We start from the raw sequence: 25269 nt of genomic DNA, 5'->3' as shown, positions 1-25269 counted from the left end.
CTGCGCTGTATCCGGTGCGCGGCGGGGGTCACCGGTGCTGCCCGGGCGGATCGGTATCCTGCAGGCCAGCCCGATGCCGGCTGCCCCTGTTGCGAGGGCCTGGCGGCACCGGTTCCTCCTGCGGCGACGGCAACGTGTCTCCGGAACGGTGCTGTTTCCTGGACAATACCGCAGCCCGGACGCGGGATACCGCCGCCGAGACCAGCCGTTCCAACGGGCCCTGTCCCATCCTGGGACGCCAGAGCAGGGCGAAGGCCGCTGCCAGTCCGATATGCAGGAGAAGGGCAAGCCACGGGAGACCGGTGAGCAGTCCCGTAGCCAGCAGGAGCAGGTGGGCACTGTAGAGCGTGAGCGTCATGGTCCCCATTGCGGCCAGGGGTGCCAGGAACCGCTCAATCCGGGGGCCAACGAGCAGCAGGAGTGCCAGCAGCGCAGCCGAGAGGCCGATCGTGTTCAGGATGACCACGGGAGTACTTGAATAGGGAGCCAGCCCGGCCAGCCACCACCACGAATCCGTGGGCAGCGTGGGGTCCGGCCCCCAGACGAGGATGTCGTAGACCGCTTCCGCACCGGTGCTGCCGCCGCCGTTCAGCTCTTCCAGGGCGCTGCGTCCTCCGGCGGGGCCAAGCAGGAAGGCGGAAACCAAGGTGGTCAGCAGGGCCAGCCCGCACCCGCTCGCAAGGAGTCCCGACTGGACCTTGCGGCTGCGCAGGTCCAAGCGTCCGATCGCCAGCCCGGCGCAGATGTATGCCATCCACGGCAGTGCGGGGTAGGTCCCGGTCAGCAGGAGCTGCGGGACCTGTGCGCCGAAGTCCGTGAACAGGCCTGTGAGGGTCGGCTGTCCGGGCGGGGGTTCGGGCAGGTAGTCCCGCAGCCCCTGCATGATGAAGGGGAACACCATGGCCACCGCCGCGGCCAGCACCGTCAGCGACCGGGCAGAGAGCCGCAGCAGCGGTAAGGCCAACAGGAACATGACCCCGTAGTAGGCCAGGATCACCTGGGCCGTGATGTCCAGGTAGCCCAGCAGGAGGCCGATGCCCAGGATGATTGCGGCGCGCACGGCGATCCCGGCGCGGGCCGCCGACAGGCGGTCGCCGTCGAGCCGCCGGGCTCCTCCGGAGCTCAGGGCCAGGGACAGTCCGGCGAGGAGCGCAAACAGTGCGACGCCGCGCCCGGCGAAGGCAGACCAGACGAGCGTCGGCGCAAACTCGTCGTTCCACGCGGGGAGGATGTGGATGGCGATCATGGCCAGCAAGGCAACCCCGCGGGCAGCGTCCACCCCGGACAGCCTGTCCTTGCGTGCCGTCTGTCCGCCGGTGACCGGAGGCCGCCCGGCGGCATGCTTATGGTTTGACCTGTTCCGAGGGCCCTGGTCTGCGGTCATTGGACCGGCACCGGCTCAGGCAGCAGGCCTGAACTGTGCACGTCCTGCAGAAAGCGCTCCAGTTCGGCCTGCGTGAGGTCAACCAGCGGCAGCCGCACCGGACCGGACGGCAGGCCGAGCCGGTTCAGCATTGCCTTGACGGAGGCCGCCCCCGGGCAGCGGAACGTGCCCGCATAGGTCGGCAGCAGGCGGCGATGGGTATCCAGTGCCTCTCCGACCCGCCCCGCCGAGTACGCCGACAAAAGCGCACGAAGCTCCCGTGCGGCAAAGTGGCCGACCACCGAAACGAATCCGGACGCTCCGACCGAAAGCAGCGGCAAGTTGAGCGCATCGTCGCCGGAGTAGTACACCAGCCCCGTCTCGGCGATGACCCGGGACGTGGATTCCAGGTCGCCTTTGGCGTCCTTGACGGCGACGATGCGGGGATGCTGCGCCGCGGCTGCCAAAGTCTCCTCGCTGATCGCGACGCCGGTCCGCTTCGGGATGTCGTAGAGCATCACGGGCAAGTCGGTGCTGTCAGCCACCGCGAGGAAGTGCCGCAGCAGGCCGGCCTGCGAGGGCCGAGAGTAATAGGGTGCGACCACCAGCAGGCCATCGGCGTACTGGTCAGCTGCTTCCTGGGCGAGCGTGATGCTGTGTGCCGTGTCGCCGGAGCCCACCCCGGCGATCACCTTGCGCCCGGTCCCCTGCAACGCCATGGATGCCGCATGGATCATGGACGCCTTCTCCCAGTTCGACGTCGCAAAGGATTCTCCGGTAGTGCCGTTGACTACCACTCCGTCATTGAATCCGTCCCGGCAGAGCCACCGGGCGAGGTCCCCCGCACCGGCCTGGTCCAGCTTGCCTGCTGTGGTGAACGGCGTCACCATGGCCGTCAGGATGCGTCCAAACGCGATTTCGGCGAGCTGCGACTTGGCGGTCTGTGCTGGGCTGAACATCTTTCTCTCCTATCGTGAAGGCGTCACGGCACGGCGGCGGCCATGCGTCCGGCGGGCGTTGCCGTGGGGAACGGCGTCCCGGTGCACGGGAGCAGCAGCGGATGTCGCTGACGCATCCCAGTGAGTCAGTGGGTTCCCGTACCAGGTGCTGTGCGCCGGGACGCTCTCTTCACGCATCACCAACGAACAGCAGCCTACGGTGGCACCCTCTTCGATGGCGCTGCCCGGCAGCACAATGCTGTTGGGACCCAGGGTGGCCCCGGCACCGATCCGCACACGGTCCAGCCGCATGATGCGGTCATGGAAGAGGTGCGTCTGCAGGACAGTGCCGCGGTTGATGCTGGCTCCGCTGCCGATTTCGATGAGGTCGAACTCCGGCAGCCACCACGTCTCGCACCAGACCCCCCGGCCAATATCTGCGCCCATCCAGCGCAGCCAGGCGTTGAGCATGGGCGTGCCAAGGGACATCCGCACCAGGCCGGGGACAGCGAGCGATTCCGAGAAGACATCAGCCAGTTCGTTGCGCCAGACGAAGGAACTCCAGAGCGGATGTTCGGAGGTCCGGAACTGGCCAAGCAGCAGCCATTTGGCCATGATCGCTGTCAGGCACGCCACAATGCCGCTGAACAGCAGGATCGGACCGGAAAGGAGCACTGCCGGAAGCAGCCCTGCGGTCTCGGAGATGGCTGCCAGGACGTAAACGGTGGCGAGCGCCAGCCAAACGGTAAGTACGGCTGGAATGAGGCGGCACGTCTCGACGGCCGCACGGGCCAGGCGCAGCTTCATTGGCGGCTCATAGGTCCGCGAGGAATCGCCCTCTTCGACCGGGCGTGGCAGCTCCACCGGCGGCCGGCCAAACCAGGAGGAGTTCTCCGGCATGTCCCTGGGCGCCGATGAGAGGACGGCGATGAGTGCGTTATCCGGCACCGCCGTATCTGCTCCCACAATGCCTGAGTTCCCGACGAAGGATTTCTCACCCACCGAGGTTGGACCCAGGTGCAGCCATCCTTGCCGGACACGCGCCGCCGAAACCATCGAATGGTCTGCCAGGAAGGAGCGGTCTCCCACTGACGTCAGGTGCGGAATGGTCTCCACCGTGGAGATCTCGGCGTTTTTGCCCACCTTGGCGCCCAGCCATTCCATCCAGACCGGCGTCAGCAGTCCTGCGTACAGCGGATACATGGAAATGAGGCTCTTGGCCAGCAACTGGTTGGACAGCCATGCGGCCCAGCCGGCACTGCTGTCGAGCCGGTGGATTCCGGGCGGGAGCAGGGAGGCCAGCATCCTGACCGAGAAGATGGTGAGCGCCAGGTAGGTTCCCATGGTCAGCACCACGAACACGGGGGCCCAGAGTGCCAGTTCCAGAAGCGCTGGCCCCAGCTGCTCCGCATCCTGCAGGAGCAGGAGCACCAGCATCGACCCCGGGAGGATGGCCAGAAACGTCATCACCGTCATCCATCCCAGGCCTGCTGCGTAAAGCAGCTTGACCGGGATGGAAGATTCCTCGTTCGCAGCCGCGGCACGCGGCCAGCCTTCTCCGGCCGAGCCCACGTATTCCATGGGCGAACCCGACCATTTTTCCCCGGGGGGAACGACGCCGGAGACGAACGTTCCGGGTTCAACCTCCGCGCCTGCGCCCACCTGGGCATTTCCCATGACGGTTGAACGGGTACCGATCCGGCTGTTCTCTCCAATCCGCACGTGTCCGATGTGCAGCACATGGCCGTCCAGCCAGTGCCCTGCCAGATCGGCTTCATACTCGACGGCCGCACCGTCCTCGATCTCCGCCAGGCCTGTGACCGGAGGCATGGCTTCGAGGTGGACGCCGGAGCCAATGCCGCAGCCCAGTGCGCGGGCGTACCAGATGCCCATCGGCGTGCCCATGATCGGTTCAAGCTTCGCGTAGGTGACGATCCGTTCCGCAGCCCACAGGCGCAGGTGCGTTCCGCCGCCCCGGGCATAGACACCCGGCCGGATCCGGAAGAGTAACGCCCGGCAGGCCAGGACTGCTCCGAACATGCGGGCCGGAAGGCTGTACAGCACCACCCAGGCTGCCAGCAGGGGAAGCAGCGGAGGATCCGGCGTCCACGGCGTGGCGAGGACATTGCTCATCACCCAGCACACAAGCGCAATACCGGTGACGTAGCGCAGGCCGGTGATTCCGTACAGGCCGGCGATCAGGGGTGCCTGCACCAGTCCGGTCCACCAGGGGGTGGCCGGGACCTGGCGCTTCGCAGCGCCGTCGTCCGTAGTTTCACGGAGCCTGGCGGCCATTGCCGTCAGGGAGGGGTGTGCGTAAATGTCTGCGATTGAGACCTTGGGGTAGCGCTCCCGGAGCGCTGATACCAGCTGCGCTGCTGCAAGGCTCGCTCCGCCAAGGGCAAAAAAGTCGCTGTCCTTGGTGAGCTGCTGGGGCCCGAGCAGGTCCGTCCAGCGCTGGGCCAGCCAGCGCAGGTCCGCGTTCAGCTCAACCTCGACGTCCAGCTGCTGTTCCACCGCTGTCTCCGGCACGCTCAGGGCCTTGCGGTCCACTTTGCCGGAAGTCTTCATGGGAAGTTCAGCGATGATCCGAAGGGTAGGGACCAAAGTTGCGGGCAGGTGGATGCTCAGGTGTTCCCGGGCTGCCGCCAGATCGACGCTCCCTTCCTCGGATTCGACGAGGAAGCCGACCAGGACTTCATTGCCGCTGGCAGTGGTCTGGACCGCGGCGGCCGCGCTGGCAACACCCGGAAGGGATGCCAGTGCGGTGTCGATTTCGCCGAGTTCCACCCGCCGGCCGGCAAGCTTGACCTGTTCATCCAGGCGGCCGGCGAAGACCAGCCCCTCCCGGTCAGCCCGGACCCTGTCGCCGCTGCGGTAGGCGCGGTTCCAGCCGAGCGAGGGCAGCGGGGCGTACTTCTCGGCGTTGATGCCCGGATCGAGATAACGCGCCAGTCCGACGCCGCCAATCACCAGTTCGCCCTCCTCACCCCAAGGCACGGGGTTGCCGTCGGGATCGACGACGGCAAGGTCCCAGCCTTCGATCGGCAGGCCGATGCGGACCGGGGTCGATCCGTCCAGGGGAGCCGCGCAGGCAATGACTGTTGCTTCTGTGGGTCCGTAGGTGTTCCAGACTTCCCGGCCCGGACCGGAGAGCCGGGTGCCGAGTTCCGGCGGGCAGGCTTCGCCGCCGAAGATCAGCAGGCGGATCCGGCTCACGGTTTCCGCCGGCCAGACCGAGGCAAGGGTTGGCACGGTGGAAACGGCGGTGATCCGGCGTTCTTCCAGCCACGGCCCAAGGTCGATGATGGACCGCACCACTGACCGCGGGGCTGGAACCAGGCAGGCACCGTGCGCCCAGGCAAGCCACATTTCCTCACACGAAGCATCGAAGGCTACAGAGAGTCCTGCCAGGACCCGGTCACCGGGGCTCAGCGGCGCGTCTACGCAGTAGAGCCGGGATTCAGCGTCGACCAGTGCGGCCGCAGAGCGGTGGGTGACGGCAACGCCCTTGGGCTTGCCGGTGGACCCGGAGGTGAAGATGATCCACGCATCGTCTTCGGGGTGGGGAGCCGGTCCGTTGCCCCGGATGGGTACTCCCTGCCGGATGGCCAGCTGGAGTCCTTCACCGATCACGGCACAGACGCCGCCTTCTTCCCAGACGGTTTCCGCCCGTCCGGCTGGTTCATCGGCGTCCACCGGAACATAAGCCGCACCGGAAACCAGCACTCCGAGGATGGCGACGTAGAGATCGGCCGACCCGGACGGGACAAGGATGCCCACCCGGTCGCCGGCGCCGATGCTGGCCGACCACAGTTTGCGCGCAAGGGCCTGGACACGTTCTTCCAGCTCGGAATAGGTGAGCGGATCGGTACCGTCATCGAGGGCGGGCGCGGAGGGGTAGGCGGCTGCGGTGTGGTTGAAGATGTCGACGAGGGTCCGCTGTTCCGTTGCGGGCCCTCCGTAGTAGACGGCGCGATCGGGCGCGAGGACCGTGCGGCTGAACACCTGGACCTTCTCGCCGGCAGTCCCGCGGCTCTGCGGCTTCGTGCGGGCGGGATCGGCGCCGGCATGGTCTGCTGGCCGTCCTCCTTTCGCTGTTCTCAGGTTTTCGGACCGGTCTTCGGACAAAGTCATGGGACGTTCTCTCTGATGGCAACTCGTTCTTCTGCAACGGCCACCTGCCGTCTCCCTGGAGGAGCGACTGCGGCAGCCTGAAGAAGGCTAGATATGCCATTGCCTGATGGCCATGAGTACCGGGGCGGGCCAATATCACTCGGATACGCGGGCACCGTGCGAGGAATTACCGGTACGCTACCCGTTCGTCTCTGAACTGCTCTGTGGTATTGCTGTTCACAGGGATTTCCCAGCTTTCGCCTAGACAGTGCACAGCCAGCACTGGTTCCGTCGGGAGTCCTGGTGAGGGGCTCCGTGTCAGGGGACCCCGGCAGCCTGGCTGTTACAGAAGAGGACCGATGAGCGCTCCGGGTATCACCAAGAAAGTAAGGTTCACGGGCATTGACGCGGCCCGCGGGATCGCGCTGGTCGGCATGATGGCTATTCACCTGCTCCCGGCGGTGTCGGAGGATGGGGGGCCGTCCCTGGCATGGACATTGTTCGCCGGAAAGTCAGCGGCTTTGTTCGCCCTGCTGGCCGGGGTGGGGCTGGCCTTGTCTTCGGGCGGCACCCAGCCAAGAACCGGCCGTGCGCTGACGGCAGCCCGTTACGGAACGGCAGTGAGGGCCGGCGCCGTGACCTGCCTGGGACTGGCCATTGCCTACGTAGACATGCCCGCGTTCATCATCCTGGCCTACTACGGCGTCATGTTCCTGCTCGCGGTTCCCCTGCTGGGCATGTCGGCACGTGCCCTGTTCGCGGCCGCCGCGGTGTTCGCGGTGCTTGGTCCGGTGCTGATGCAGCTGCTCCGAGGGAGCCTGCCTGAACCCGGCTTCGATCCCACGTTCACGGACCTGCTCACCGATCCGTGGCAGCTGGCGACCCAGTTGCTGGTCACGGGAACGTATCCGGCTATCCCGTGGATGGCGTACATCTGTGCGGGGATGGCGATCGGCCGGCTCCGGCTGGGTGAGTGGAAGACCCAGTCAGCCGTTCTCGCTGCCGGACTCGGGACAGCCCTCGCGGCCGCACTGACCTCGGCGCTGGTGCTCGGACCGTTGGGCGGACTGCAGCGAATCACAGAGGCCACACCCTTCCTGGACGCCCAGGCGATCCAGGAAGTCTTGGTCTGGGGCCCGGAAGAGTATCTCTCCACCTCTTCCTTCTGGTGGTTCGGCATCCTGGCTCCGCACTCGACGACTCCGCTCGACCTCGTCTACACCATTGGAGTTGCCGCGGCGGTGCTTGGCGCCATGCTGCTGCTGGGTCACGCCGCCGGACGCTACCTGCTTCCCCTGACTGCGGCGGGGAGCATGACGCTGACGCTGTACTGCCTCCACCTGCTGGTGCTGGGCTCGGGCTTCTACGAAGATGAACCGGAACTCTCCTACGCGCTGCAGGTCGCAGCCGTGATTGCGTTTGCTTTGATCTGGCGCACCATCCGGCGCCAGGGCCCGCTCGAGGAACTCATTGCGAAGGCAGTAAACGGCACACGGCGGAGCGTGCTCGCCCGCGGCGGACCAGTACGCGCTACGGAAAACGGGTCTGGCTCCACCTGACCTGCCGGATGGCCAGGTTCCCGGAAGCCAGCTCTCCGGCACCGGGAACGGCCGCCGCTGCCAGCGTTCCCTCCGGCAGGCCCAAGGCCGGCGCATCCAGATCAACAACCAGCAGCACCGCGCCGCTGGCGGGCACGCGCACTGTTTCCAGGTCTCCGGCCTCGATCTGCTGGGGCGGGATCCGCAGTCCGTCCCCGGTAGCCTTCAGGACGGCCTCCTTCCTGGCCCAGAGCCGGGCCCGCGCCGCAGGACGGCTGGCAGCCGCCAGCGCCTGGATGTTTCGCTTCTCCCGCTCCGTGGCGATCACATCGTCAAGGGAAGGCAGGTCGAAGCCGCTGACTTCGGCGGCGTCGACGCCGACAGGCGCTGTGCCGAAGGCGGCAGCAAGGATCCTGTTCCCGGCGCGGCTGAAGCTGAAGAAGAAACCGGACGGCCCGCCGCTGACGGAGTAGTGCGGGGTGCCATGGCTTAGTCCGGACTCATTGCCGCACGAACTGCAGCGGTACTCAGCCGCCACCTCGGCGAGCGGTGCACCCGCGACTTCGGCCACGAACCGGCGGGCTGCATAGCGTCCCGCCAGGAACCGGAAGCGGGCTGCGGCCGCGGTGAACGCAGCTGCCCGGCGGAGTTCCGCAGGGGTCAGGGACGGGTCCTCCGGCCCGGGGCTGTCCAGGGGCAGGGCGGCCAGCAGCAGTGTGGCGGGCGGGGCTGTGCCGCTGGGTGAGGGTGTGCCAGCGGGCGGGGCTGTCCCAGCGGGCGGGGCTGTCCCAGCGGGCGGGGCCGTGCCGTTGGGGTGTGCTGTCCCTAAGTGTCCAGGTTTCATCCCGGCGCAGGGTACCGGCCAAACCGCCGGATGGGAATGAGTCCTGGGACTGGCGGGTTAGCCGGCCTCGCCCGACGGAGCCTCGCTCTGCCAAGGACAGGTGATCGGCCCCGGAGGCGCTGCCTGTGCCTTCTCAACCGGCACCAGGGAGTCGTAGGCGGAGCCGACGACAACGTCGACCGAGGCATCTTCGCGGTCGTCCTGGATGTACTGGGTCCCGGGGATCTGCTGCTGGAGCGTGAAGGCGGCAGACTCGCCCGTGGGCCCGGAGAGGATGATCGCCGTCATACCTTCCCGGTTGACGGTGCTGTTACCAACTGTCTCCACCACGAAGCCGCGCTCCTTGAGCGCTTCGGCCACTTCCCCGGCCAGCCCGGGAGTCGCCGTCGTGTTGTAGACATTGACGGTCACGGTGTCCGGTGACTGATACAGGTACGGCCCGGCTGGACAGCCTGTTTCGACCGGCTCGCGGGGCGCCGCCTGGGGAAGCGCGATCCAGCCCGACGTGATGCCCTGGGCTATGACCGCAGCAGCGATCAACACGGTGATCAGCAGTCCCAGGACGATGCCGTGGAAGGTGCGCTTCCGCTTGGACCGGCGTGCGGCGCTTTCATCGCCGTCGTCATCAAAAACGGCTCCCAGGTCACGTTCGGTGACGATCCGGTGGCCATGCCACTCCTCCTGGTCGCCCTTCGCCTGAGCGCCGTCGCGTTGCCCTCGAGGGGGCTGGTTAGTCATCGATCACCAGCACGCGGGCGTGCAGGATGGTGCGCTGGTGAAGCGCGGTCCTTACTGCGCGGTGCAGTCCGTCTTCCAGGTACATCGTTCCCCTCCATTGCACGACATGCGGGAAAAGGTCTCCAAAGAAGGTGGAATCCTCGGCCAGGAGTGCACCGAGATCCAGCGTGGCTTTTGTCGTCACCAGCTCGTCCAACCGGACCTGCCGGGGAGGTACCGCTGCCCAATCCTTGGGTGTTACGTATCCATGGTCAGGGTAGGGGCGCACATCGCCGACAGCTTTGAAGATCACTAATCCAGAGTAGAGAAGTTCAGCATCCAAGGAAACAGGACTCCCCGGCAACAAGCCTCTGATTACGCGTTTTACCCATTTGGACGCCAGGTGGCGGCCACACAGCAGGAATACTGGAGAGGTGACTTCCTACGTTTCCCTCTTTGGCCTGCTGCTCGACGTCGACGGTCCGGTGGCCTCGCCGCTCACCCGCACTGTGTCCCCCGAGGTGATCGGCCATCTGGTCGCCCTCGCCTCCGCCGGCTGGCCGGTGGTCTTCAATACCGGCCGCTCCGATGACTTCATCCGGACGCAGGTCATGGAACCGATGATCGCCGCGGGCCTGCCGGACGACGTGCTGGTTCACGCCATCTGCGAAAAGGGCGCGGTCTGGTTTTCCTTCGACGGGACAGGTCCGGGCCCTGTGGAAGTCGACGGCGAACTGGCGCTGCCGCGCGAATACGCGGATGCGGTGCGGGAGCTGGTGGCCGGTTCCTACGCCGGCCACATGTTCTTCGACGAGACGAAGCTGGCGATGGTGTCGGTGGAACAGAACATCGACGTCGCCAACGCCGACTACCTCGCCGAGCAGGAAGCGTTCGACGCCGATGCCCTGGCGCTGATGTCCAGGTTCGACATGGGCGTCTGCCGCCTGGACCACCACGCACCCGACTCCGATGATTCCGTGGATTACCGGATCGACCCGACGATCATCTCCACCGACATCGAGGCCCTCGGCGTGGGCAAGGACCTCGGCGCCCGGCGCGCACTGTCCCTGCTGGAGGCGGCGGGGACTCCCGTGCCGCGGACCTGGCGGACGGTCGGGGATTCCCGGACGGATTACGCCATGGCGGACGAGCTGCATTCCCTGGGATTCGACGTCGCCCACGTGGATGTGCGCCCGGCCGACGGGGTTCCCGCCAAGCCCTATCCTGTGCTGACTGTTCCGGGCCGGATCCACGACGACGCCGGCGAGGCGTTCCTGCGCCGCTGGGCCTCGATGGCTGCCGGCACTGCGGAGGACGACTCGGCGGTGGCTTAGGGCCGGTGCCGGCTGGTGCCGGCTGGGCCGGGGCTGGCGGCCTGGGGGCAGACTAAACCGGGCCGCGTCCGGGGGTGGACGCACCGCGTCGGCTGTGAAGGTACCGGTTGGCAAGGGCTGCCGGTTTCGACCTTGACCTGCCGGAGCAGTGGACGTCACCGGTTTTGCTGCGAACTGGGATAACGCTGCGTTTTGGGTTCGGTATTGCTGCATTCGGGGAAAACGCTGCCATTTGTGACGTGTTTTGCTGCGAAAAGGGACTTTCGCTGTGCTTTGTGCGTTTTGCTGCACGGCGCAGCCCGGTAAAACGCACAAGACGCAGCACTTTTCCCAAACGGCAGCAAAACCGCGTGCGGAACAGCCCCTTCCGTTAGTCCGGTCATTGGTCCCTCGTCCGGAGTCATTGTGGGTCCCGCTGGTGCGGGCATGCACCGGGTCGACTGTGGACCCGCTCCAGAGCCACCAACCCACACCGCCCGAGGCCCGGAGGCCCGGAGGCCCGGAGGCCCGGAGGCCCGGAGGCCCGGAGGCCCGGAGGCCCTCGAATGTTACGCACACACCCCAACGCCAACCAGTAAACTCCCAAGCCAGAGCCCTTATGACGCCGCGTTGCGTAACATTTGGTTCCTAGTTGACAGTCCGTGGTGCTACGTTGCCGGAATGAGCGATAACCCCACATCGATCCCGGTCCTGGACCTCAGCACTGCCCGCAATGCCGACGGCACCTTCAACTCCGAGTTCATCGAAAAGCTGCGTGAAGCCACCCACAAGATCGGGTTCTTCCAGCTGGTTGGCTACGGCGCAGGCGAAGAACGCGTCAAGGACCTCTTCGATGTCACCAAGCGCTTCTTCGACCTTCCGCTCGAAGACCGCCTGGAGCTGGACAACCGCAAGTCCCCGCACTTCCGCGGTTACACCCGCCTGGGCACCGAGCTGACGCAGGGCCGCCCTGATGCCCGCGAGCAGGTCGACTTCGGCCCTGAGCGCGAGCCCGTCGCGGACTACCCCGCAGACCAGCCGTACTGGCTGGTGCAGGGACCCAACCTCTTCCCGGACACCGTCCTGCCGGAACTGCGGCAGACCTCCATGGAGTGGGCCGAGCTGATGACCTGGGTCGGCGCCGAACTGCTCTCCGCCATCTCCGTTTCGCTGGAACTGCCGGAGGACCACTTCACCGAGCCGTTCGAGGGCACCCCGGCCTGGATGGCCAAGCTGATCCACTACGTGGGCGGCGTCGTGAAGGAAGCCGGAACCCAGGGCGTTGGCTCCCATGCCGACTACGGTTTTGTCACCCTGCTCCTGCAGGACGAGGTGGGCGGCCTCGAAGTGAAGCCGCACGAATCCGACGAATGGCTCCCCGTGGAACCGATCCCGGGCGCGCTGGTCGTGAACCTCGGCGAGATGCTCGAGGTCGCCACCCAGGGCTACCTGTCCGCGACCATCCACCGTGTACAGGCCCCGCCCGCCGGCGTCGACCGCTATGCCATTCCGTTCTTCTGGTCCCCGCGCCTGGATTCGGTCATTGACCCGGTGCAGCTGCCGCCGGCCCTGGCAGCGCAGTCACGCGGCATCTCCGATGACCCGCAGAACCCGATGCTCGCTTCCTACGGTGCCAACGTCCTGAAGGGCTGGCTGCGCGCCCACCCGCAGGTCGCCGCGATCCACCACCCGGAACTGGTTGCGGCTAAGAAGTAGCAAAACGTACGACGGCGGTCCGGCAGCGGGTGCTTATGGCACCCGGGCCGGGCCTCCGGCGTTTAAGCTGCCGGTTCCCCTGCGTCGAGAACGAAGAAGAGGAAGCACGCCGCAGCTCTGCCGGGCTGGAATCACCGGTCATGACGGTGCCCTTTGCGGCAAGGCCCGGCTGTGCGACTGATCCTGGCAGCGCCGCCCAAGGCCCCCGCGGCACGCCGCTTACCGTTCCTCTCCCCTGCCGAAAACGATAGGGTGACAGGGCCGGCAGCGCTGCCGGCACTGACAAGGAGAACACCATGGCAGAAGTCCCGGGCCCGCTCGACCATACCTTCACCGCGCCTATCGGGGTGCAGGTGAAGGGAGATATCTGGTCCTGCGTGGAGATGCCGGGATCGGCCAAGTTCTTTGGCACCGGGAAGACCGTCAAAGTCGCAGCCACCGTCGATGATGAGCCCATCCGCGGCGGCCTCATGCCCACCGGACAGGGCGGCCACATGCTCTCCATCAGCGCCAAGCTCAGGAAGAAGCTCGGCAAGGACATCGGCGACACCGTGACAGTGCACCTCACGGAACGCCTGACCTAAACGCCCGCCCCGCTTTCCGCGGGACCGCTTTCCACTGGACCGTTTTCCACAGGACCGCTCAGATCAGAGCCACTGACCCCGGCGCATCACCCTGACACGCTCGAGGTCCGGGCCGATCACCACAAAGTCTGCAGCGCCGCCGGCCACCAGCCGGCCTACATCCCTGCGGCCGAGCACGCCGGCGGGCACAGCTGCAGCGGAGGTAACGGCATCCGCCAGGCTTACCCCGGCGCCCACAGCGTTGCGGACCAGGTCCAGCATGGCAGCGGTTCCGCCGGCAATGGAGCCGGTCGAAGCCAGCCGGGCAACGCCGCCGCTGACCGTCACCTCGGCCGGGCCGAGCCGGTACTGCCCGTCGCTCAGCCCGGCAGCAGCCATGGAGTCGGTGACCAGGGCAATGTTCCCGGCCCCTAGGAGCTCGAACATCGCGGCGACCAGGTACGGGTCCAGATGGGTGTTGTCGGCGATGAGCTCCACGGCAGCAGCGCCCGCCGTCGCCGCCCGCAGGCAGGCGGCAACGGCGCCAGGCGCCCGGTGGTGGATCGGGTCCATCCCGTTGAAAAGGTGCGTGACAGTGGGCCGGGCAGCTTCGGCGCCAACGGCAGACGCCGCGAGGAGCTGCCGGGACAGCGCCAGCGAATCGCCGGCCCGGCCTGCCGGGGAGGCAGTATGCCCGAGGGAAGGGATAACGCCATTCTCCGTGAGCAGTTCCACCAGGGCGTCCGCTCCGGGCAGCTCCGGGGCGTATGTCATAGTCCGCAGCTGTCCCCGGCCGGCGGCAATGAGTTCACGGGCCAGGCCCAGATCAGGGTCCCGCAACCAGCGCGGGTCCTGTGCACCGCATCGCGCTGCGGCCAGGAACGGCCCTTCCAGGTGAATTCCGGCAACCAGGCCTTCTTCTGCGAGGCCGGCCAGCAGCGTCAACTGCCGCAGCAACGCTTCCGGGGCGTCGGTCACCAGGCTGGCAAGCAGCGTGGTTGTTCCGTCAGCATGCAGCTTCGCGGCAGCGTCCCGGACCGCGGGGCCATCAGCCCGGGAAAAGTCGACGCCGTAGGCTCCGTGGCAGTGCAGGTCCACGAATCCGGGGAGCACCACCTCACCGACGGAGAGCTCGACGACGACGTCTCCCGAACACGGTTCCAGGGCGTCCTGCGGCCCGGCATAGGTGAGCGCACCGCCGTCGACCGCTACAGCGGCGTCCGGAACCGTGCGGGCGCCGATCACCGCCGCTCCGCGGAGCACAAGCCGTGTCTCTTGGCCTGCCGGTTGATCGGCGGGGACCGGAACGGGGTTTCCAAAGGCCATGAGGAGTCCTTCCCTACAGAAGTGCGGCCGCTGCAGCGTCGGCCAGAACAGTGACCCGGCCGTGCAGCTGCAGGACGGAGGCCGGGCAGTCCCGGCTGACGGGACCCTTCAGCGCCGCACGGAGCGCCTCCGCCTTGTCTTCGCCCTGTGCGATGAGGAGCAGCTGGCCGGCATCGAGGATGGTTCCCAGTCCCTGGGTCAGGCAGTGCGTTGGTACATCTTCGAGGGAGTCGAAGAAGCGGCGGTTGGCCTCGCGGGTGTCCTCGCTCAAGGCCTCGACCCGGGTTCGAGAGTCCAGGGCGCCACCGGGTTCGTTGAAGGCCAGGTGTCCGTTGCGCCCGATACCCAGGATCTGCAGGTCGATTCCTCCGGCGGCGGCAATCCGTTCCTCATATGCGGCGCAGGCTGCCGGCAGGTCTCCGCTGTGCGGGTCCGGCAGGTGGACCGCGCGGGGATCCAGGCCCAGGGGTTCGATGATTTCGCGGCGGAGGACTTCCGCGTAGCTCTCCGGATGGCCCGGCGGCAGCCCCACGTATTCATCCAGGGCGAACCAGCTGGCGTGGCCGAAGTCCGCCCCGCTGGCGGCCAGCGCCCTGTAGAGGGGGGACGGCGAGGAACCCGTGGCCACACCGATCACCGGTGAGTGCCGGGAGGCCAGGGCGTCCAGCACCAGCCGGGAGGCAGCCGGCCCGATTCCCGCCGGCTCCAGCACCCGCACCAGCGGAGCTGCGGGATGTTTCACGGTGCCGGCGCTCATGGAGCAACCGGCAGCTTAGCCAGCTGTTCCCGGATACCGTCAAAGTGCCGCCGAAGCCGTTCGGACGCGAGTTCCTTGTCTCCCGACTTCACCGCTTCGAGGATCCCCCGGTGCACTGCTGCGTTCTCCATGAGGTTGACCAGCGGATCCCCGCCCAGCTCAAGGTGGATCTTGCTGTAGACCTTCCAGAAAACGGACATCAAGTTGGAGAGCAGTTCGTTTCCCAGCGGTTCAAAGAGCTGGTAGTGGAACTTCTCATCCACCTCGATGAAGGAATTCCCAGCGGCCGCCTCTGCTTCCATTTCCTGGACGGTTGCCTCGATTTCGGCAAGGTGTTCGGGCGTCCACAGGTCCATGGCCTCGCCGATCAGGCCCGCTTCGAGCGCCTGCCGGACATCCACCAGCTGCAGGGCTTCCTTGCCTTCGTGGCGCAGGGAGAGGCGGCCGCGGAAGGTCAGCCCGTCTGCCAAGGCGTCGAAGTTCGCCGGAGCCACGAACATGCCGAAGCCGTGGCGGATCTCCACCACACCCAGTGACTGGAGTACCTTGAGTGCTTCACGCAGTGTGTTGCGGCCGATCCCCAGCGCGGCGACCAGTTCAGCTTCGGTGGGAAGTGCGTCGCCGGCTTCGAGATCGCGCTCGAGGATCAGTTCCATGATTTCGGCCTGCAGCGCCCGTGAACGGTTCTGGGCACTGAAGCGCGCCGGCAGTGCAGCGTGGGGCAGGCTCAGGGGTCCTCCTGTGACGGCGGATGGTCGGTACGGCTGGAGCAGACGGCTGCGTGCTCCAACACAGGTTATAGGATGTCCTATCTTTAGAACAGGCCTCTCAAAAAGTGTGTCTTGGGCCTCTTGACGGCCAGCTGCGAGGAACCTTACAGTTCTCAACAAGCATCGGACATCCTACGTCCGACAAGTGACATGGGTGGCGAGGCAATAGATGAACAAGTCACTGCGGATCTTCAAGTCCGAGGTGCGGCAGCTGAAGGACGAGGACGTCCCCGCCGGCACACCGGCGGCCGAAACCGATCCGGTAACCGGCGCGCCGATCCCTCCGGTTCCGCCCGCACCAGTCCCGGGTACGCCGCTGCCGCCCGCTTCGAGGGCTCCGCGGGATTAGCCCTGGCCGCGCCAGGACGGATTCGCCGGGACTCGATGGCTTCGGGCCATCCCGCTGCAACCTTCGGGGAGTTGTCGTCGTTTAGGGACACCCCGCGCCATCCTTCGGGGAGATAACGTCCCCTGGGCCTGCCTCAAGCAGCGTTATCTCCCCGAAGGTTTCGGCCGATCGGCCTACAAGAGCGTTATCTCCCCGAAGGATTAGCGGACCTACTTGTTATCCGGCAAGATCCCGTTCCGGGACGGCCGCAGCCAGGCGTCAGCGGCGGCGGCGGCGGTCAAGCATCAGCGGCGCCAGCCACGAACGCAGGCAGCCAGGACTTAGCGGCGCCCCAGGACAGCGACCAGGAAGTCCGATTCGACGTCGAACGGCCGCAGGTCCCAGGTGGAGAACTTCTGCTGCACGGTCAGTCCCACGGAGGAAGCGTCTTCGAAAAACGTGCCGAAGTCGTAGCCGCGGCCGGCACCGAAGCCGACGACGATGCGTCCGTTCGGGGCCAGATGCGCGGCCATGCGTGCCAAGGCGTCCGGTGCGGTGCCCGGGGCCAGGAACGCCATGACGTTTCCAGCGCTGACAATCAGGTCGAACGGCTCCGTGATGCCCTGAGCCGGCAGATCGAGTTCGGTCAGGTCCATGGTGAACCACGGCAGGTCCGGGAAGTCCTTTTGCGCGGCGGCAATCAGTTCCGGGTCAACGTCCACGCCGACGACGTCGTGCCCGCGGCGGGCGAGCTCCCCGCCCACGCGTCCCGGGCCGCAGCCGGCGTCAAGGATCCGGGCGCCGCGCGGCAGCATCGCGTCCACCAGCCGGGCTTCACCAGCAAGGTCGGCGCCGTCCTGGCGCATCTTCTCGAAGCGTTCGATGTACCAGGCTGAATGCTCCGGGTTCTGGCGTTTTTTGGCTTCCCACAGGGTTTCTTTGCGCACTCCTCAAGCCTACGCGGCCCGGCCTGCGGGTGCTCGCCGGACGGGGTCTGCCCGCTGCACAGAATCCCAGCCCACGTGACGCCTGATCCCTGCTGTGACCGCACCAGCACCACCCGTAACGACGGCTGGGAAACCATGCACTATGGCCCGGACGAAGTGTCCGGAACCTGGACCCGGCGGCGCAGCGCCAGCCAGCCGGCGTCGGCTCCTCGGGCTCAAACGCCGTTGATGCGGATCTGGTTGCCCGCGGGATCACGGAAGGCGCAGTCGCGGATTCCGTAGGGCTGGTCGGTGGGCTCCTGGATGACTTCGGCGCCGGCAGACATCACTCCCTCAAACGCCGCATCCACGTCCGGAGAGGAGAGGACGAGCGTTGCAAAGGTGCCCTTGGCCATCATCTCGGCAATCATCCGGGTCTCTTCCTCGGTGACGGCGGGGTCAGCCGTCGGCGGGTAGAGCACCACGGAGACATCCGGCTGGTCCGGCGGACCCACCGTAATCCAGCGCATCCCCTCGTAGCCGACGTCGTTCCTCACCTCGAATCCGAGGGCATCACGGTAGAAGGCGAGCGACTCGTCTGGGTCGGTCTGGGGCAGGAAACTGTTGAATATGTTCAGGTTCATGCCGGCAACGTTAGTTACCGCCCCGCAGCCTGCGCTTCTCTATTCCTGACCGGTTTGGAGACGTTCTTTGCCACGCAGGACGGGATGCCCTTCATTGCTTCGGCCTGCTCACGGCGGTAGGTGCTGGGCGGGATGCCCACCAGTTCCGTGAAGCGGGTGCTGAAGGTTCCCAGCGATGAACAGCCGACGGCGAAGCACACCTCGGTAACGGAGAGGTCGCCGCGGCGTAGCAGCGCCATGGCCCGCTCGATCCGCCGGGTCATCAGGTAGGAATAGGGCGCCTCGCCAAAGGCCCGCTTGAACTCGCGGCTCAAATGGCCCGAGGACATGTGGGCATCGCGGGCGAGCGCCTCCACGTTGAGCGGCTGGGCATATTCCCGGTCGATCCGGTCCCGCACCCGGCGGAGGATCACCAGGTCCTGAAGATGCCGGTCTGCTGCGGTGGGCATGCCGCTACGGTAGCGCCGGGTCCTTCCGGGCGCCAGACCGATTCCGTTTCCGGAACAACAGGCGCAGCAGCCCGACGAAGAGGGCATTGGCGGCCAGCGTCCCCGCCGCGACGAGCACGGCACCGATCGCCCACAAACCGGAATCATCCGTCAGTGCGGAGCTCAGGATCCAGGACGCCGTGAACGCCGCCGGCATGAGAAAGATGACGACGGCAGGTTCCAGCAGCTCCGTGCCGGCCCACGCGATGACCGCCCAAGAAACGATGCAGGCGCAGATCTGCCACCACTCATAGGGCCCCGAGGACGCACCGGTTGCCGGATCGATATCCCGCTGAGTGTCCCACCCGAACCAGCCCCACCACAGTCCTGCACTGAGCACCACCAGGGCTGTCGCCGCGAGCACTGTTTTCCGTCGCTGGTTCATGGATCCGCTCTTCCCCTGGCCGCACCTCCCCGACCGGTCCGGGGCTGTTCTCTTCAAACTACCTAGTCGCAGGCACTTTGACGGCCACGGGCGCCAACATTTCTCCCTTCTCGAACAGACGGCCGCGACGGGCCGGCCGTCTGTTCGAGCGCACCGGTGTCAGCCGGCGTGCCCGATGCTCTGGCCTACTGTCCTGAGAGCAAGCAGGGGCGTTGCCTACGGAAGGGGACAGCGCGCCGCGGACGCAATCCGGGGCTGGGCCGGTCCGCTATGACGTAAATCGATGGGAGACATCTAAATCGTGAAAATTATTGTGGGCAACCTAGTCGGGTGGAAGCATCCATCATTGCACCGTGCTTCATGGGCCGGACAGGAAACCTAGGAAAGCAGGCAGACCAATGAAGGCGAAAATCAGAGGATTCGGACGGGCAGCAGCAAGCATTGGGATGATTGCGATGTTGGTCTCGGCGTCCGGATGCGGCAGGTCCGCAGAGCCTGCAGTCGGCGGCGGCAATTCGACGTCAGCCGCGACGGATGCAGACGCAACAGCCGAAAGCCTCGTTCCGGCTGATCTCAAGGAGAAAGGCGTCCTCAAGGCCGCGACCGCCGAGGGGTATCCCCCGATGGAGATGTACAAGGAGGGCACCACCGAGTTGATCGGTGTCGATCCAGAACTGGCGGAACTGATTGCCGGGCAGCTCGGGCTGGAATTCGAGATCACAAATGCCTCCTTTCCGGGATTGATACCGGGCCTGCAGTCCAATCAGTGGGATATTGCCATTTCGTCAATGAGCGACACCGAGGAACGCCGACAGGCAGTCGACTTCGTGGACTACTTCGTTGCCGGCGGTGCCATTATGGTCAACAAGGGAAACCCTGAGGGCATTACCAACATCTCGGACCTATGCGGCCTGAACGTGGTCGGAGCCAAGGGATCTTCGAACCTGGCCATCCTGCAGGACTACTCGGAGTCTGAGTGCAGCGAACCGATGACCATTTCGGAGTCCGAAGACGCCCCCACAGGATTGCTTCAGCTAGATACCGGCCGCGCTGTCGCTACGGTTGTTGACTATCCCGTCGCCGCGGAGCTCGCTGCCAAGTCCGGCAAGTACGAAGTTTTGGAGGAACAGTACGAAGCCGGCCCTTGGGGCATTGCTATAGACAAGTCTGACCCGGAGCTGACTAACGCTGTGAAGACTGCGCTGCAGGAACTGATCGAAGATGGCCGTTATCAGACCCTGCTGGAGAAATACGGAGTAGCCAACGCCGGCGTCGAGGTCGCTGAAATCAATGCCGGCCAGTGACACCGGCACTTCAGATTCTGCACGCACGAATGCCGAGGTGATTCCTCTCAATGCCAAGCGTGCTCCCGCGTGGGGCCGGTGGATCGGCGGTGCGGCCGCCTCCGTTTTCGCGCTCTGGGTCCTCTACGTCCTAGTAGTGACGCCGAATATCCACTGGGACGTGGTGGCCAACTTCCTTACGGCCGGCCCGGTCCTGGAGGGCCTCTGGGTGACCATTGCCCTCAGCGCCATCTCCATGGTCGTCGGAATTGTCATCGGTCTGGTGGTTGCGGTCATGCAGCTCTCCAAAAATCCGGTCCTGCGGCTCGTCGCGGGTGCCTTCTCCTGGTTCTTCCGCGGCACTCCTCTGCTTGTGCAACTGCTTTTCTGGTTCAACCTCGGCGTGATTTTTCCCCGGCTGGAATTCGGCATTCCGTTCGGCGGGCCCAAGCTCTTCGGAGTGGAGGCGTCCATCATCACTCCATTTGTTGCGGGCCTTCTGGGCCTGGCAATCAACGAAGGCGCCTACATGTCCCAAATCATCCGGGCCGGAATCCTCTCGGTTGACAGCGGGCAGCGTGAAGCGGCAGAAGCCATGGGGATGTCCCGGGGCCGCATTATGAGCCGCATCATTCTGCCCCAAGCCATGCGAATCATCCTGCCGCCCACCGGTAACCAGTTCATTTCCATGCTCAAGACCTCCTCGCTGGTCTCGATCATCGCCGGCTCCGACCTTATGACGGTGGTCCAGCGGATCTATTTGGGCAATTTCGAGGTGATCTCGATGCTGATCGTCGCTTCCATCTGGTACCTGGTCCTCACCACGGTGGCCACCGTCGGCCAGCACTTTCTGGAGAAAAAGTACTCCAAGGGCTTTGACGGCAGAACTCCCGTGCGGAAGAAGGTACTGGCAAATCTCTCCCCGCCATCCTCGAGAAAGCCAGGGCACCATGAATAACCTGATCGTCCATGCCCGTTCCGTCCGGAAAAGTTTCGGGGAGAACATTATCCTGAAGGGCATTGACCTCTCGATTTCTGCCGGGGAGGTCGTCTGCATCATCGGCCCATCGGGCTCGGGCAAAACCACCCTGCTGCGCTGCCTCAACCGCCTGGAAACCATCGATTCCGGCCGGGTCTGGATCAACGGAGAGCTGCTGGGGTTCGTGGAACAGCCGGACGGGACGCTCCTGGAACGCCGGTACGACGATCTGCGCCGCCAGCGCCAGGGCATCGGCATGGTTTTCCAGCGCTTCAACCTCTTTCCGCACATGACGGCGCTGGAGAATGTGGTGGAAGGCCCGTGGAAGATCAAGGGTGAACAACATGCAGCGGCGGTGGCGCGCTCCGCGGACCTGCTGACCAGCGTGGGACTCGGGGACAGGATGCATTTCCATCCGGCCCAGCTTTCCGGCGGCCAACAGCAACGCGTTGCCATTGCACGGGCGCTGGCCATGGAACCCCAGGTGATGCTCTTCGATGAACCTACCTCGGCACTGGACCCGGAGCTGGTCGGAGAGGTGCTGGCTGTGATGCAGGACCTTGCAGACTCCGGGATGACGATGGTGGTGGTCACGCATGAGATGTCCTTCGCCCGGACGGTTGCCGACAGGGTGATCTTTATGGCGGACGGTGTCGTGGTGGAGTCCGGCAGTGCCGAACAGGTCCTCTCAGACCCTCAACATCAACGCACCGCCGACTTCCTGGCCAGGGTCCGCTAGTGCCAGGCGATTACCTGCTGCGGGGTGGGCTGGTGGTCGACGGCAGCGGGGCCGCCGCCGTGCAGTCCGACGTCGCTCTGTCCAACGGCCGCATCGTGCCGCCCGGAACCATCACCCCTCAGGACGCCACCGTCATCGACGTAACCGGCCTGGTGGTCAGCCCGGGATTCATCGACGTACACACTCACTCCGACGCCACTGCACTGGACGCCCGTTCCACTCCACCGGACCTGGCCTGGGCCGCGGCACGGCAGGGCGTCACCACGGAAATCGCCGGCAACTGCGGCTACTCCCTGTTCCCCTCCGCCCAAGACAGCGCCCACGCCGACAGCTTGCGGGACTTCTGCACGGCGCTGCTCGGCCCCGCTGGTTCTCCTGTTCCCGGGATGGAAGGCTTCGCCGCAAGCCACAATAAGGCGGCACGAGTTAACAACATCGCGTCATTGCAGGGGCATTCGAGCCTCCGAGCCGCAGTGCTTGGATTCGCCCAGCGCAGGGCAACACCGGAAGAAACCGACCAGATGTGCACGCTGTTGGACGATGCCCTCAACGCCGGGGCGGCAGGGTGGTCATCCGGACTCATCTATCCGCCGGGAACCTACGCCGATACCGCTGAACTCATCGCCCTGGGGCGGGTTTCTGCCAGGCACCGGGTGCCCTATGTGACACATCTGCGGGATGAAATGAGCCGCGTAGAAGCGGCCCTTGACGAAGCCTTGGAGATCTCCCGGCGCTCAGGCACAGCACTGCATGTTTCACACCATAAGACCGCTGGCAGGAACGGCGTTGGAAAGTCCGCCACGACGCTGGCGATGATGGACGCCGCCCGGTCGGAGGGCCTGGACGTCACCTGCGATGTGTACCCATATGTGGCCGGCAGCACCTCCCTGCACGCGATGCTCCCGCCCTGGGCATCAGCGGGCGGGTTCCAGGCCCTGCTTGCCCGACTGGCAGAACCAGTTCAGCGGGAGCGAATGCGGGCCTCCATCGAACACGGTGAGCCCGGCTGGGAGAACACCATCGGCAACGGCGGCTGGGACCGCATCGACATCGCCGGGGCGCCGAAGCACCCGGCCGCCGAAGGGCACAGCATCGCCAAACTGGCAGCACAGGCCGGGCAGGATCCGGTGGACTTCGTTGCTGACCTGCTGCTGGCAGAAACCGGTGCCGTCACGATCATTTCCCACTCCATGGACGAGGCGGATATGCAACGGGTAATGGCCCACCCGGGCACAATGATCGGTTCGGACGGGGTCCCGCGTGACGGCAAACCACACCCGCGCTGGGCCGGTACATTCGCGCGTGTGCTGGGCCGGTATGTGCGTGAACTTGGCCTGCTCTCCCTCGAAGACGCCGTCCTGCGGATGACGGCGCTGCCGGCACAGCGGTTCGGGCTGGCAGACAGGGGTTCGCTCGTTCCCGGTGCCGTGGCCGACGTCGTCGTTTTTGATCCGGCGGCGGTGGAGGACCGGGCGACGTTTACCGAGCCGCTGCGGCGGCCGATTGGCATTGAGCACGTCTTCGTCGCCGGGCGAGAGATACTCTGCGGCCAGCGGTTGACCGGGGCGGCACCGGGCGTGACCGTGCGGCGCCGGGCCTGAGTGTGCAGATCCGAGAAACAGTGTCAGGAGGAGGCCGCATCGACCGCGTCTGCCAACTGTCTCATCTCAGCACCCAGCCGTTGCGCAGTGTTCTGAAGATGCTCTATAAAGGCGGGCACCAGCGGATTGGGATTGTCCGCTCGGGTAGCCACCCGGATATGCCGTGCCGACGGATGCGGGGTAGAGAGGGTACGCAGTGGTACCCGGCTGCGTTCCGCGACGGGCCCCAGGCTCAGCGCGGGAACGAGTGCGAAGCCGAGGCCCGCCGAGACCATGCCAAGGGTGACGTCGTAGTGGTCTGTCCGGCAACGGACGTTAGGGGTGTACCCGGCTGCGGCGCAGATCCGGTCCACGAGGGCCACCTCGTTATCCATTCCCTCGGTGGCAATCCACTGCTCGCCAGAGAGATCCGCGATGCTGATGAATCCGCGAGCGCGAGGCCGGTATCCCGGGGGCACTGCAATGAAGTGCGGGTCTACCAGCAGCGGCTCGTAAGTGACGTTCGGCGTCCTGCCCGGGCTGGTTTTGGGCGGTCCCGCCGAATAGTCAAAAACGACGGCGACGTCGAGTTCCGTGCTGAGCAGGCGCGGAACCAACTCATGCGGCTGCCCGGGAATGAGGTTCAGTTCAACATGGGGCCGTCCGGTCATAAACGCGGACAGGGCGGTGGGAACCAGTTGAAGCCCGGCCGAGGCAAAAAACCCCAGGCTCAGTCGACCGCGTTCACCCCCGCCGAGCTCCCGGATCTCCTGCTCCGCCCGGTGCATCAGTTCCGCAACGGACTCGCTGTACTCCGCGAGCCGGCTGCCCGCGGCGGTGAGCCACACACCCCGTGGCCCCCGCTCGATGAGCTTGGTCTCCACTTCGCGCTCGAGCGTGGAGATCTGGTGCGATACCGCGGAAGGAGTCAGCTGGAGGCGTTTGGCGGCGGCCGAGATGCTGCCCGTCCGGGAGACTTCAAGCAGGGCGAGCAGGCGGGCGAAGGACAGCATGCCCGTCATTATTCCGCCTTGTGGTGGCCATATGGGAGCATTTCGCCATGCCCGTGAGTTCCGCCTACTGCGACGGCGTTCCAAGGATCTCCTATCTGGCCGTTGACGTGGCTGGCCGGGTACTGGCCGCCCGCGAAGCCGATGCTGTTTTCTACTCCGCCAGCACCATCAAACTCGCTGTCCTGATCGCTGCGGCGCGGCAGGTAGATGCGGGCCAGCTCAGCCTGCAGCTGCCAGTCACGGTCAGGGACCGGTTCCCCAGCCGCATCCCCGACGCCGGGGACTTCGCCTTCGACCCTGCAGAGGTGGACCGCGGGATGCCTCCGGTCGGCGGCACCATTTCCTTGGCCGCGGCCCTGGGTCGCATGATCTATGCCTCCTCCAACTCCGCGACGAACATGGTGCTGGAACTGACAGGCATGGAAGCGGCGGCCGAAGCCCTCCATCTCTGCGGGGCCTCGTCGTCGCGCCTGGAACGTCTCATCAGCGATCATCCCGCCCGGGATGCCGGTTTCACCCATGAAACGACGGCGGCGGACCTGGCCCGGATCATGCACACCATCGTGTCCGGTGCTGCGGCAGGACCTGCCAGCACCCGGTTCATGATGAAGCAACTACGGCGTCAGGAGCACTCCGTAATTGGTACGACGCTCCCCGCCCCCACCGATTGGGGCAGCAAATCCGGGTGGGTAGACGGCATCCACCACGACGTTGCGTTCATCGGCACACCCGGTGATGCAGGTTCCTATGTCCTTGCTGTCTGCACCCAGGGTTTCGAACAGGAGCAGGCAGTGGAGATCATCCGCTCTATCGCTTGGGCGGTGCAGTCTGGGGCGACTGTTTCGCTGCCATGAACTGATGATGGGTAAACTGCGTTTCCGCCCCTGTCCGCTGCCGCCCTTGGTAGAGAACGTCCAACGAGTGACCATAAAGCCGTTCTGGG

General features: G+C 65.8%; 24 protein-coding genes. 10 read left to right on the top strand and 14 right to left on the bottom strand.

Annotated elements, in window-relative coordinates:
* Nucleotides 1-28: 28 nt before the first annotated feature.
* The 3 genes from NF551_RS01550 to NF551_RS01540 all read right to left on the bottom strand — a co-directional run bounded on the left by NF551_RS01550 (nucleotide 29) and on the right by NF551_RS01540 (nucleotide 6438).
* Entirely contained in the window at nucleotides 29-1279 is a 1251-nt protein-coding gene (locus NF551_RS01550; RefSeq protein ID WP_252604974.1) for a heparan-alpha-glucosaminide N-acetyltransferase domain-containing protein, read from the bottom strand.
* Between the two features lie 101 nt (nucleotides 1280-1380).
* The gene (gene dapA, locus NF551_RS01545) at nucleotides 1381-2322 is read right to left on the bottom strand and encodes a 4-hydroxy-tetrahydrodipicolinate synthase (protein WP_227896280.1); all 942 of its coding nucleotides are present in this window, start codon (nucleotides 2320-2322) and stop codon (nucleotides 1381-1383) included.
* A gap of 9 nt (nucleotides 2323-2331) precedes the next feature.
* A complete protein-coding gene (locus NF551_RS01540; protein WP_227896281.1) occupies nucleotides 2332-6438 on the bottom strand; it encodes a Pls/PosA family non-ribosomal peptide synthetase in 4107 nt (1368 codons plus the stop codon).
* 338 nt (nucleotides 6439-6776) lie between these two features.
* Between NF551_RS01540 and NF551_RS01535 the strand changes: the two genes are divergently transcribed.
* Nucleotides 6777-7976: a heparan-alpha-glucosaminide N-acetyltransferase domain-containing protein gene (locus NF551_RS01535; protein ID WP_227896282.1), complete on the top strand. Its 1200-nt coding sequence runs from the start codon at nucleotides 6777-6779 to the stop codon at nucleotides 7974-7976.
* On the opposite strand, the gene NF551_RS01530 is transcribed toward NF551_RS01535, so the two are convergent.
* From NF551_RS01530 to NF551_RS01520, 3 genes are read right to left on the bottom strand one after another with little or no spacing between them, the layout of a single operon-like run.
* Nucleotides 7948-8799 (bottom strand): 4'-phosphopantetheinyl transferase family protein, encoded by an 852-nt coding sequence (locus tag NF551_RS01530; RefSeq protein WP_227896283.1) that lies wholly within the window; start codon nucleotides 8797-8799, stop codon nucleotides 7948-7950. The two genes, NF551_RS01535 and NF551_RS01530, sit on opposite strands and share 29 nt — an antisense overlap.
* Nucleotides 8800-8856: 57 nt before the next feature.
* A complete protein-coding gene (locus tag NF551_RS01525) occupies nucleotides 8857-9537 on the bottom strand; it encodes a LytR C-terminal domain-containing protein (protein WP_227896284.1) in 681 nt (226 codons plus the stop codon).
* Nucleotides 9530-9829, bottom strand: a complete 300-nt coding sequence (locus tag NF551_RS01520; protein ID WP_066299736.1) for a type II toxin-antitoxin system VapB family antitoxin — start codon at nucleotides 9827-9829, stop codon at nucleotides 9530-9532. Before NF551_RS01520 ends, NF551_RS01525 begins: the two co-directional genes overlap by 8 nt.
* Nucleotides 9830-9950: 121 nt before the next feature.
* On the opposite strand from NF551_RS01520, the gene NF551_RS01515 reads away from it, so the two are divergent.
* The 3 genes from NF551_RS01515 (at nucleotide 9951) to NF551_RS01505 (ending at nucleotide 13129) form a co-directional block, all read left to right on the top strand.
* Nucleotides 9951-10850 (top strand): Cof-type HAD-IIB family hydrolase, encoded by a 900-nt coding sequence (locus NF551_RS01515; protein ID WP_227896285.1) that lies wholly within the window; start codon nucleotides 9951-9953, stop codon nucleotides 10848-10850.
* 660 nt (nucleotides 10851-11510) lie between these two features.
* Nucleotides 11511-12545 carry an isopenicillin N synthase family dioxygenase gene (locus NF551_RS01510; RefSeq protein ID WP_227896286.1) on the top strand — a complete coding sequence of 345 codons (1035 nt, stop codon included), beginning with the start codon at nucleotides 11511-11513 and terminating at the stop codon, nucleotides 12543-12545.
* 296 nt (nucleotides 12546-12841) lie between these two features.
* Nucleotides 12842-13129 (top strand): DUF1905 domain-containing protein, encoded by a 288-nt coding sequence (locus NF551_RS01505; protein WP_227896287.1) that lies wholly within the window; start codon nucleotides 12842-12844, stop codon nucleotides 13127-13129.
* A 63-nt stretch (nucleotides 13130-13192) separates the two neighbouring features.
* Here the strand turns inward: NF551_RS01505 and NF551_RS01500 are convergent, their stop codons facing one another.
* From NF551_RS01500 to NF551_RS01490, 3 genes are read right to left on the bottom strand one after another with little or no spacing between them, the layout of a single operon-like run.
* On the bottom strand, nucleotides 13193-14434 hold the full coding sequence (locus NF551_RS01500; protein WP_227896288.1) for an N-acetylglucosamine-6-phosphate deacetylase: 1242 nt from the start codon (nucleotides 14432-14434) through the stop codon (nucleotides 13193-13195).
* Between the two features lie 13 nt (nucleotides 14435-14447).
* Nucleotides 14448-15191, bottom strand: a complete 744-nt coding sequence (locus NF551_RS01495; protein ID WP_227896289.1) for a glucosamine-6-phosphate deaminase — start codon at nucleotides 15189-15191, stop codon at nucleotides 14448-14450.
* On the bottom strand, nucleotides 15188-15922 hold the full coding sequence (locus tag NF551_RS01490; RefSeq protein ID WP_227896357.1) for a FadR/GntR family transcriptional regulator: 735 nt from the start codon (nucleotides 15920-15922) through the stop codon (nucleotides 15188-15190). The genes NF551_RS01495 and NF551_RS01490 overlap by 4 nt, the downstream gene beginning before the upstream one ends.
* 208 nt (nucleotides 15923-16130) lie before the next feature.
* Between NF551_RS01490 and NF551_RS01485 the strand changes: the two genes are divergently transcribed.
* Nucleotides 16131-16310, top strand: a complete 180-nt coding sequence (locus NF551_RS01485; RefSeq protein ID WP_227896290.1) for a Sec-independent protein translocase family protein — start codon at nucleotides 16131-16133, stop codon at nucleotides 16308-16310.
* Nucleotides 16311-16630: 320 nt separating this feature from the next.
* Here the strand turns inward: NF551_RS01485 and NF551_RS01480 are convergent, their stop codons facing one another.
* The 4 genes from NF551_RS01480 to NF551_RS01465 all read right to left on the bottom strand — a co-directional run bounded on the left by NF551_RS01480 (nucleotide 16631) and on the right by NF551_RS01465 (nucleotide 18732).
* On the bottom strand, nucleotides 16631-17236 hold the full coding sequence (locus NF551_RS01480) for a class I SAM-dependent methyltransferase (RefSeq protein ID WP_227896291.1): 606 nt from the start codon (nucleotides 17234-17236) through the stop codon (nucleotides 16631-16633).
* Nucleotides 17237-17451: 215 nt separating this feature from the next.
* Complete coding sequence (locus NF551_RS01475) at nucleotides 17452-17859, bottom strand: VOC family protein (protein WP_227896292.1); 408 nt, start codon at nucleotides 17857-17859, stop codon at nucleotides 17452-17454.
* Nucleotides 17860-17873: 14 nt separating this feature from the next.
* Entirely contained in the window at nucleotides 17874-18308 is a 435-nt protein-coding gene (locus tag NF551_RS01470) for a helix-turn-helix transcriptional regulator (protein WP_227896293.1), read from the bottom strand.
* A gap of 4 nt (nucleotides 18309-18312) precedes the next feature.
* On the bottom strand, nucleotides 18313-18732 hold the full coding sequence (locus NF551_RS01465) for a hypothetical protein (RefSeq protein ID WP_227896294.1): 420 nt from the start codon (nucleotides 18730-18732) through the stop codon (nucleotides 18313-18315).
* A 446-nt stretch (nucleotides 18733-19178) separates the two neighbouring features.
* Between NF551_RS01465 and NF551_RS01460 the strand changes: the two genes are divergently transcribed.
* The 4 genes from NF551_RS01460 to NF551_RS01445 are packed head-to-tail and all read left to right on the top strand — an operon-like array spanning nucleotide 19179 to nucleotide 23334.
* Entirely contained in the window at nucleotides 19179-20036 is an 858-nt protein-coding gene (locus NF551_RS01460) for an ABC transporter substrate-binding protein (protein ID WP_227896295.1), read from the top strand.
* A gap of 37 nt (nucleotides 20037-20073) precedes the next feature.
* Entirely contained in the window at nucleotides 20074-20973 is a 900-nt protein-coding gene (locus tag NF551_RS01455; RefSeq protein WP_227896296.1) for an amino acid ABC transporter permease, read from the top strand.
* Nucleotides 20966-21733 carry an amino acid ABC transporter ATP-binding protein gene (locus NF551_RS01450; protein ID WP_227896297.1) on the top strand — a complete coding sequence of 256 codons (768 nt, stop codon included), beginning with the start codon at nucleotides 20966-20968 and terminating at the stop codon, nucleotides 21731-21733. Before NF551_RS01455 ends, NF551_RS01450 begins: the two co-directional genes overlap by 8 nt.
* Nucleotides 21733-23334 (top strand): N-acyl-D-amino-acid deacylase family protein, encoded by a 1602-nt coding sequence (locus tag NF551_RS01445; protein WP_279324716.1) that lies wholly within the window; start codon nucleotides 21733-21735, stop codon nucleotides 23332-23334. Before NF551_RS01450 ends, NF551_RS01445 begins: the two co-directional genes overlap by 1 nt.
* Before the next feature lie 23 nt (nucleotides 23335-23357).
* Here the strand turns inward: NF551_RS01445 and NF551_RS01440 are convergent, their stop codons facing one another.
* Nucleotides 23358-24335 (bottom strand): LysR family transcriptional regulator, encoded by a 978-nt coding sequence (locus tag NF551_RS01440; protein WP_227896298.1) that lies wholly within the window; start codon nucleotides 24333-24335, stop codon nucleotides 23358-23360.
* Nucleotides 24336-24373: 38 nt separating this feature from the next.
* Between NF551_RS01440 and NF551_RS01435 the strand changes: the two genes are divergently transcribed.
* A complete protein-coding gene (locus NF551_RS01435; RefSeq protein WP_227896299.1) occupies nucleotides 24374-25180 on the top strand; it encodes a serine hydrolase in 807 nt (268 codons plus the stop codon).
* Nucleotides 25181-25269: the final 89 nt, after the last annotated feature.

The organism is Arthrobacter caoxuetaonis, from assembly GCF_023921125.1.
GTDB classification, from domain to species: Bacteria; Actinomycetota; Actinomycetes; order Actinomycetales; family Micrococcaceae; genus Arthrobacter_B; species Arthrobacter_B caoxuetaonis.
This window is presented reverse-complemented; position numbering and strand designations above follow the sequence as displayed.

Excerpts from the sequence above, each read along its gene's own strand:
- dapA (WP_227896280.1), bottom strand. The coding sequence starts at position 2,322 with ATGTTCAGCCCAGCACAGACCGCCAAGTCGCAGCTCGCCGAAATCGCG.
- NF551_RS01540 (WP_227896281.1), bottom strand. The coding sequence starts at position 6,438 with ATGACTTTGTCCGAAGACCGGTCCGAAAACCTGAGAACAGCGAAAGGA.
- NF551_RS01535 (WP_227896282.1), top strand. The coding sequence starts at position 6,777 with ATGAGCGCTCCGGGTATCACCAAGAAAGTAAGGTTCACGGGCATTGAC.
- NF551_RS01530 (WP_227896283.1), bottom strand. The coding sequence starts at position 8,799 with ATGAAACCTGGACACTTAGGGACAGCACACCCCAACGGCACGGCCCCG.
- NF551_RS01525 (WP_227896284.1), bottom strand. The coding sequence starts at position 9,537 with ATGACTAACCAGCCCCCTCGAGGGCAACGCGACGGCGCTCAGGCGAAG.
- NF551_RS01510 (WP_227896286.1), top strand. The coding sequence starts at position 11,511 with ATGAGCGATAACCCCACATCGATCCCGGTCCTGGACCTCAGCACTGCC.
- NF551_RS01505 (WP_227896287.1), top strand. The coding sequence starts at position 12,842 with ATGGCAGAAGTCCCGGGCCCGCTCGACCATACCTTCACCGCGCCTATC.
- NF551_RS01500 (WP_227896288.1), bottom strand. The coding sequence starts at position 14,434 with ATGGCCTTTGGAAACCCCGTTCCGGTCCCCGCCGATCAACCGGCAGGC.
- NF551_RS01495 (WP_227896289.1), bottom strand. The coding sequence starts at position 15,191 with ATGAGCGCCGGCACCGTGAAACATCCCGCAGCTCCGCTGGTGCGGGTG.
- NF551_RS01485 (WP_227896290.1), top strand. The coding sequence starts at position 16,131 with ATGAACAAGTCACTGCGGATCTTCAAGTCCGAGGTGCGGCAGCTGAAG.
- NF551_RS01475 (WP_227896292.1), bottom strand. The coding sequence starts at position 17,859 with ATGAACCTGAACATATTCAACAGTTTCCTGCCCCAGACCGACCCAGAC.
- NF551_RS01470 (WP_227896293.1), bottom strand. The coding sequence starts at position 18,308 with ATGCCCACCGCAGCAGACCGGCATCTTCAGGACCTGGTGATCCTCCGC.
- NF551_RS01465 (WP_227896294.1), bottom strand. The coding sequence starts at position 18,732 with ATGAACCAGCGACGGAAAACAGTGCTCGCGGCGACAGCCCTGGTGGTG.
- NF551_RS01460 (WP_227896295.1), top strand. The coding sequence starts at position 19,179 with ATGATTGCGATGTTGGTCTCGGCGTCCGGATGCGGCAGGTCCGCAGAG.
- NF551_RS01450 (WP_227896297.1), top strand. The coding sequence starts at position 20,966 with ATGAATAACCTGATCGTCCATGCCCGTTCCGTCCGGAAAAGTTTCGGG.
- NF551_RS01440 (WP_227896298.1), bottom strand. The coding sequence starts at position 24,335 with ATGACGGGCATGCTGTCCTTCGCCCGCCTGCTCGCCCTGCTTGAAGTC.
- NF551_RS01435 (WP_227896299.1), top strand. The coding sequence starts at position 24,374 with ATGCCCGTGAGTTCCGCCTACTGCGACGGCGTTCCAAGGATCTCCTAT.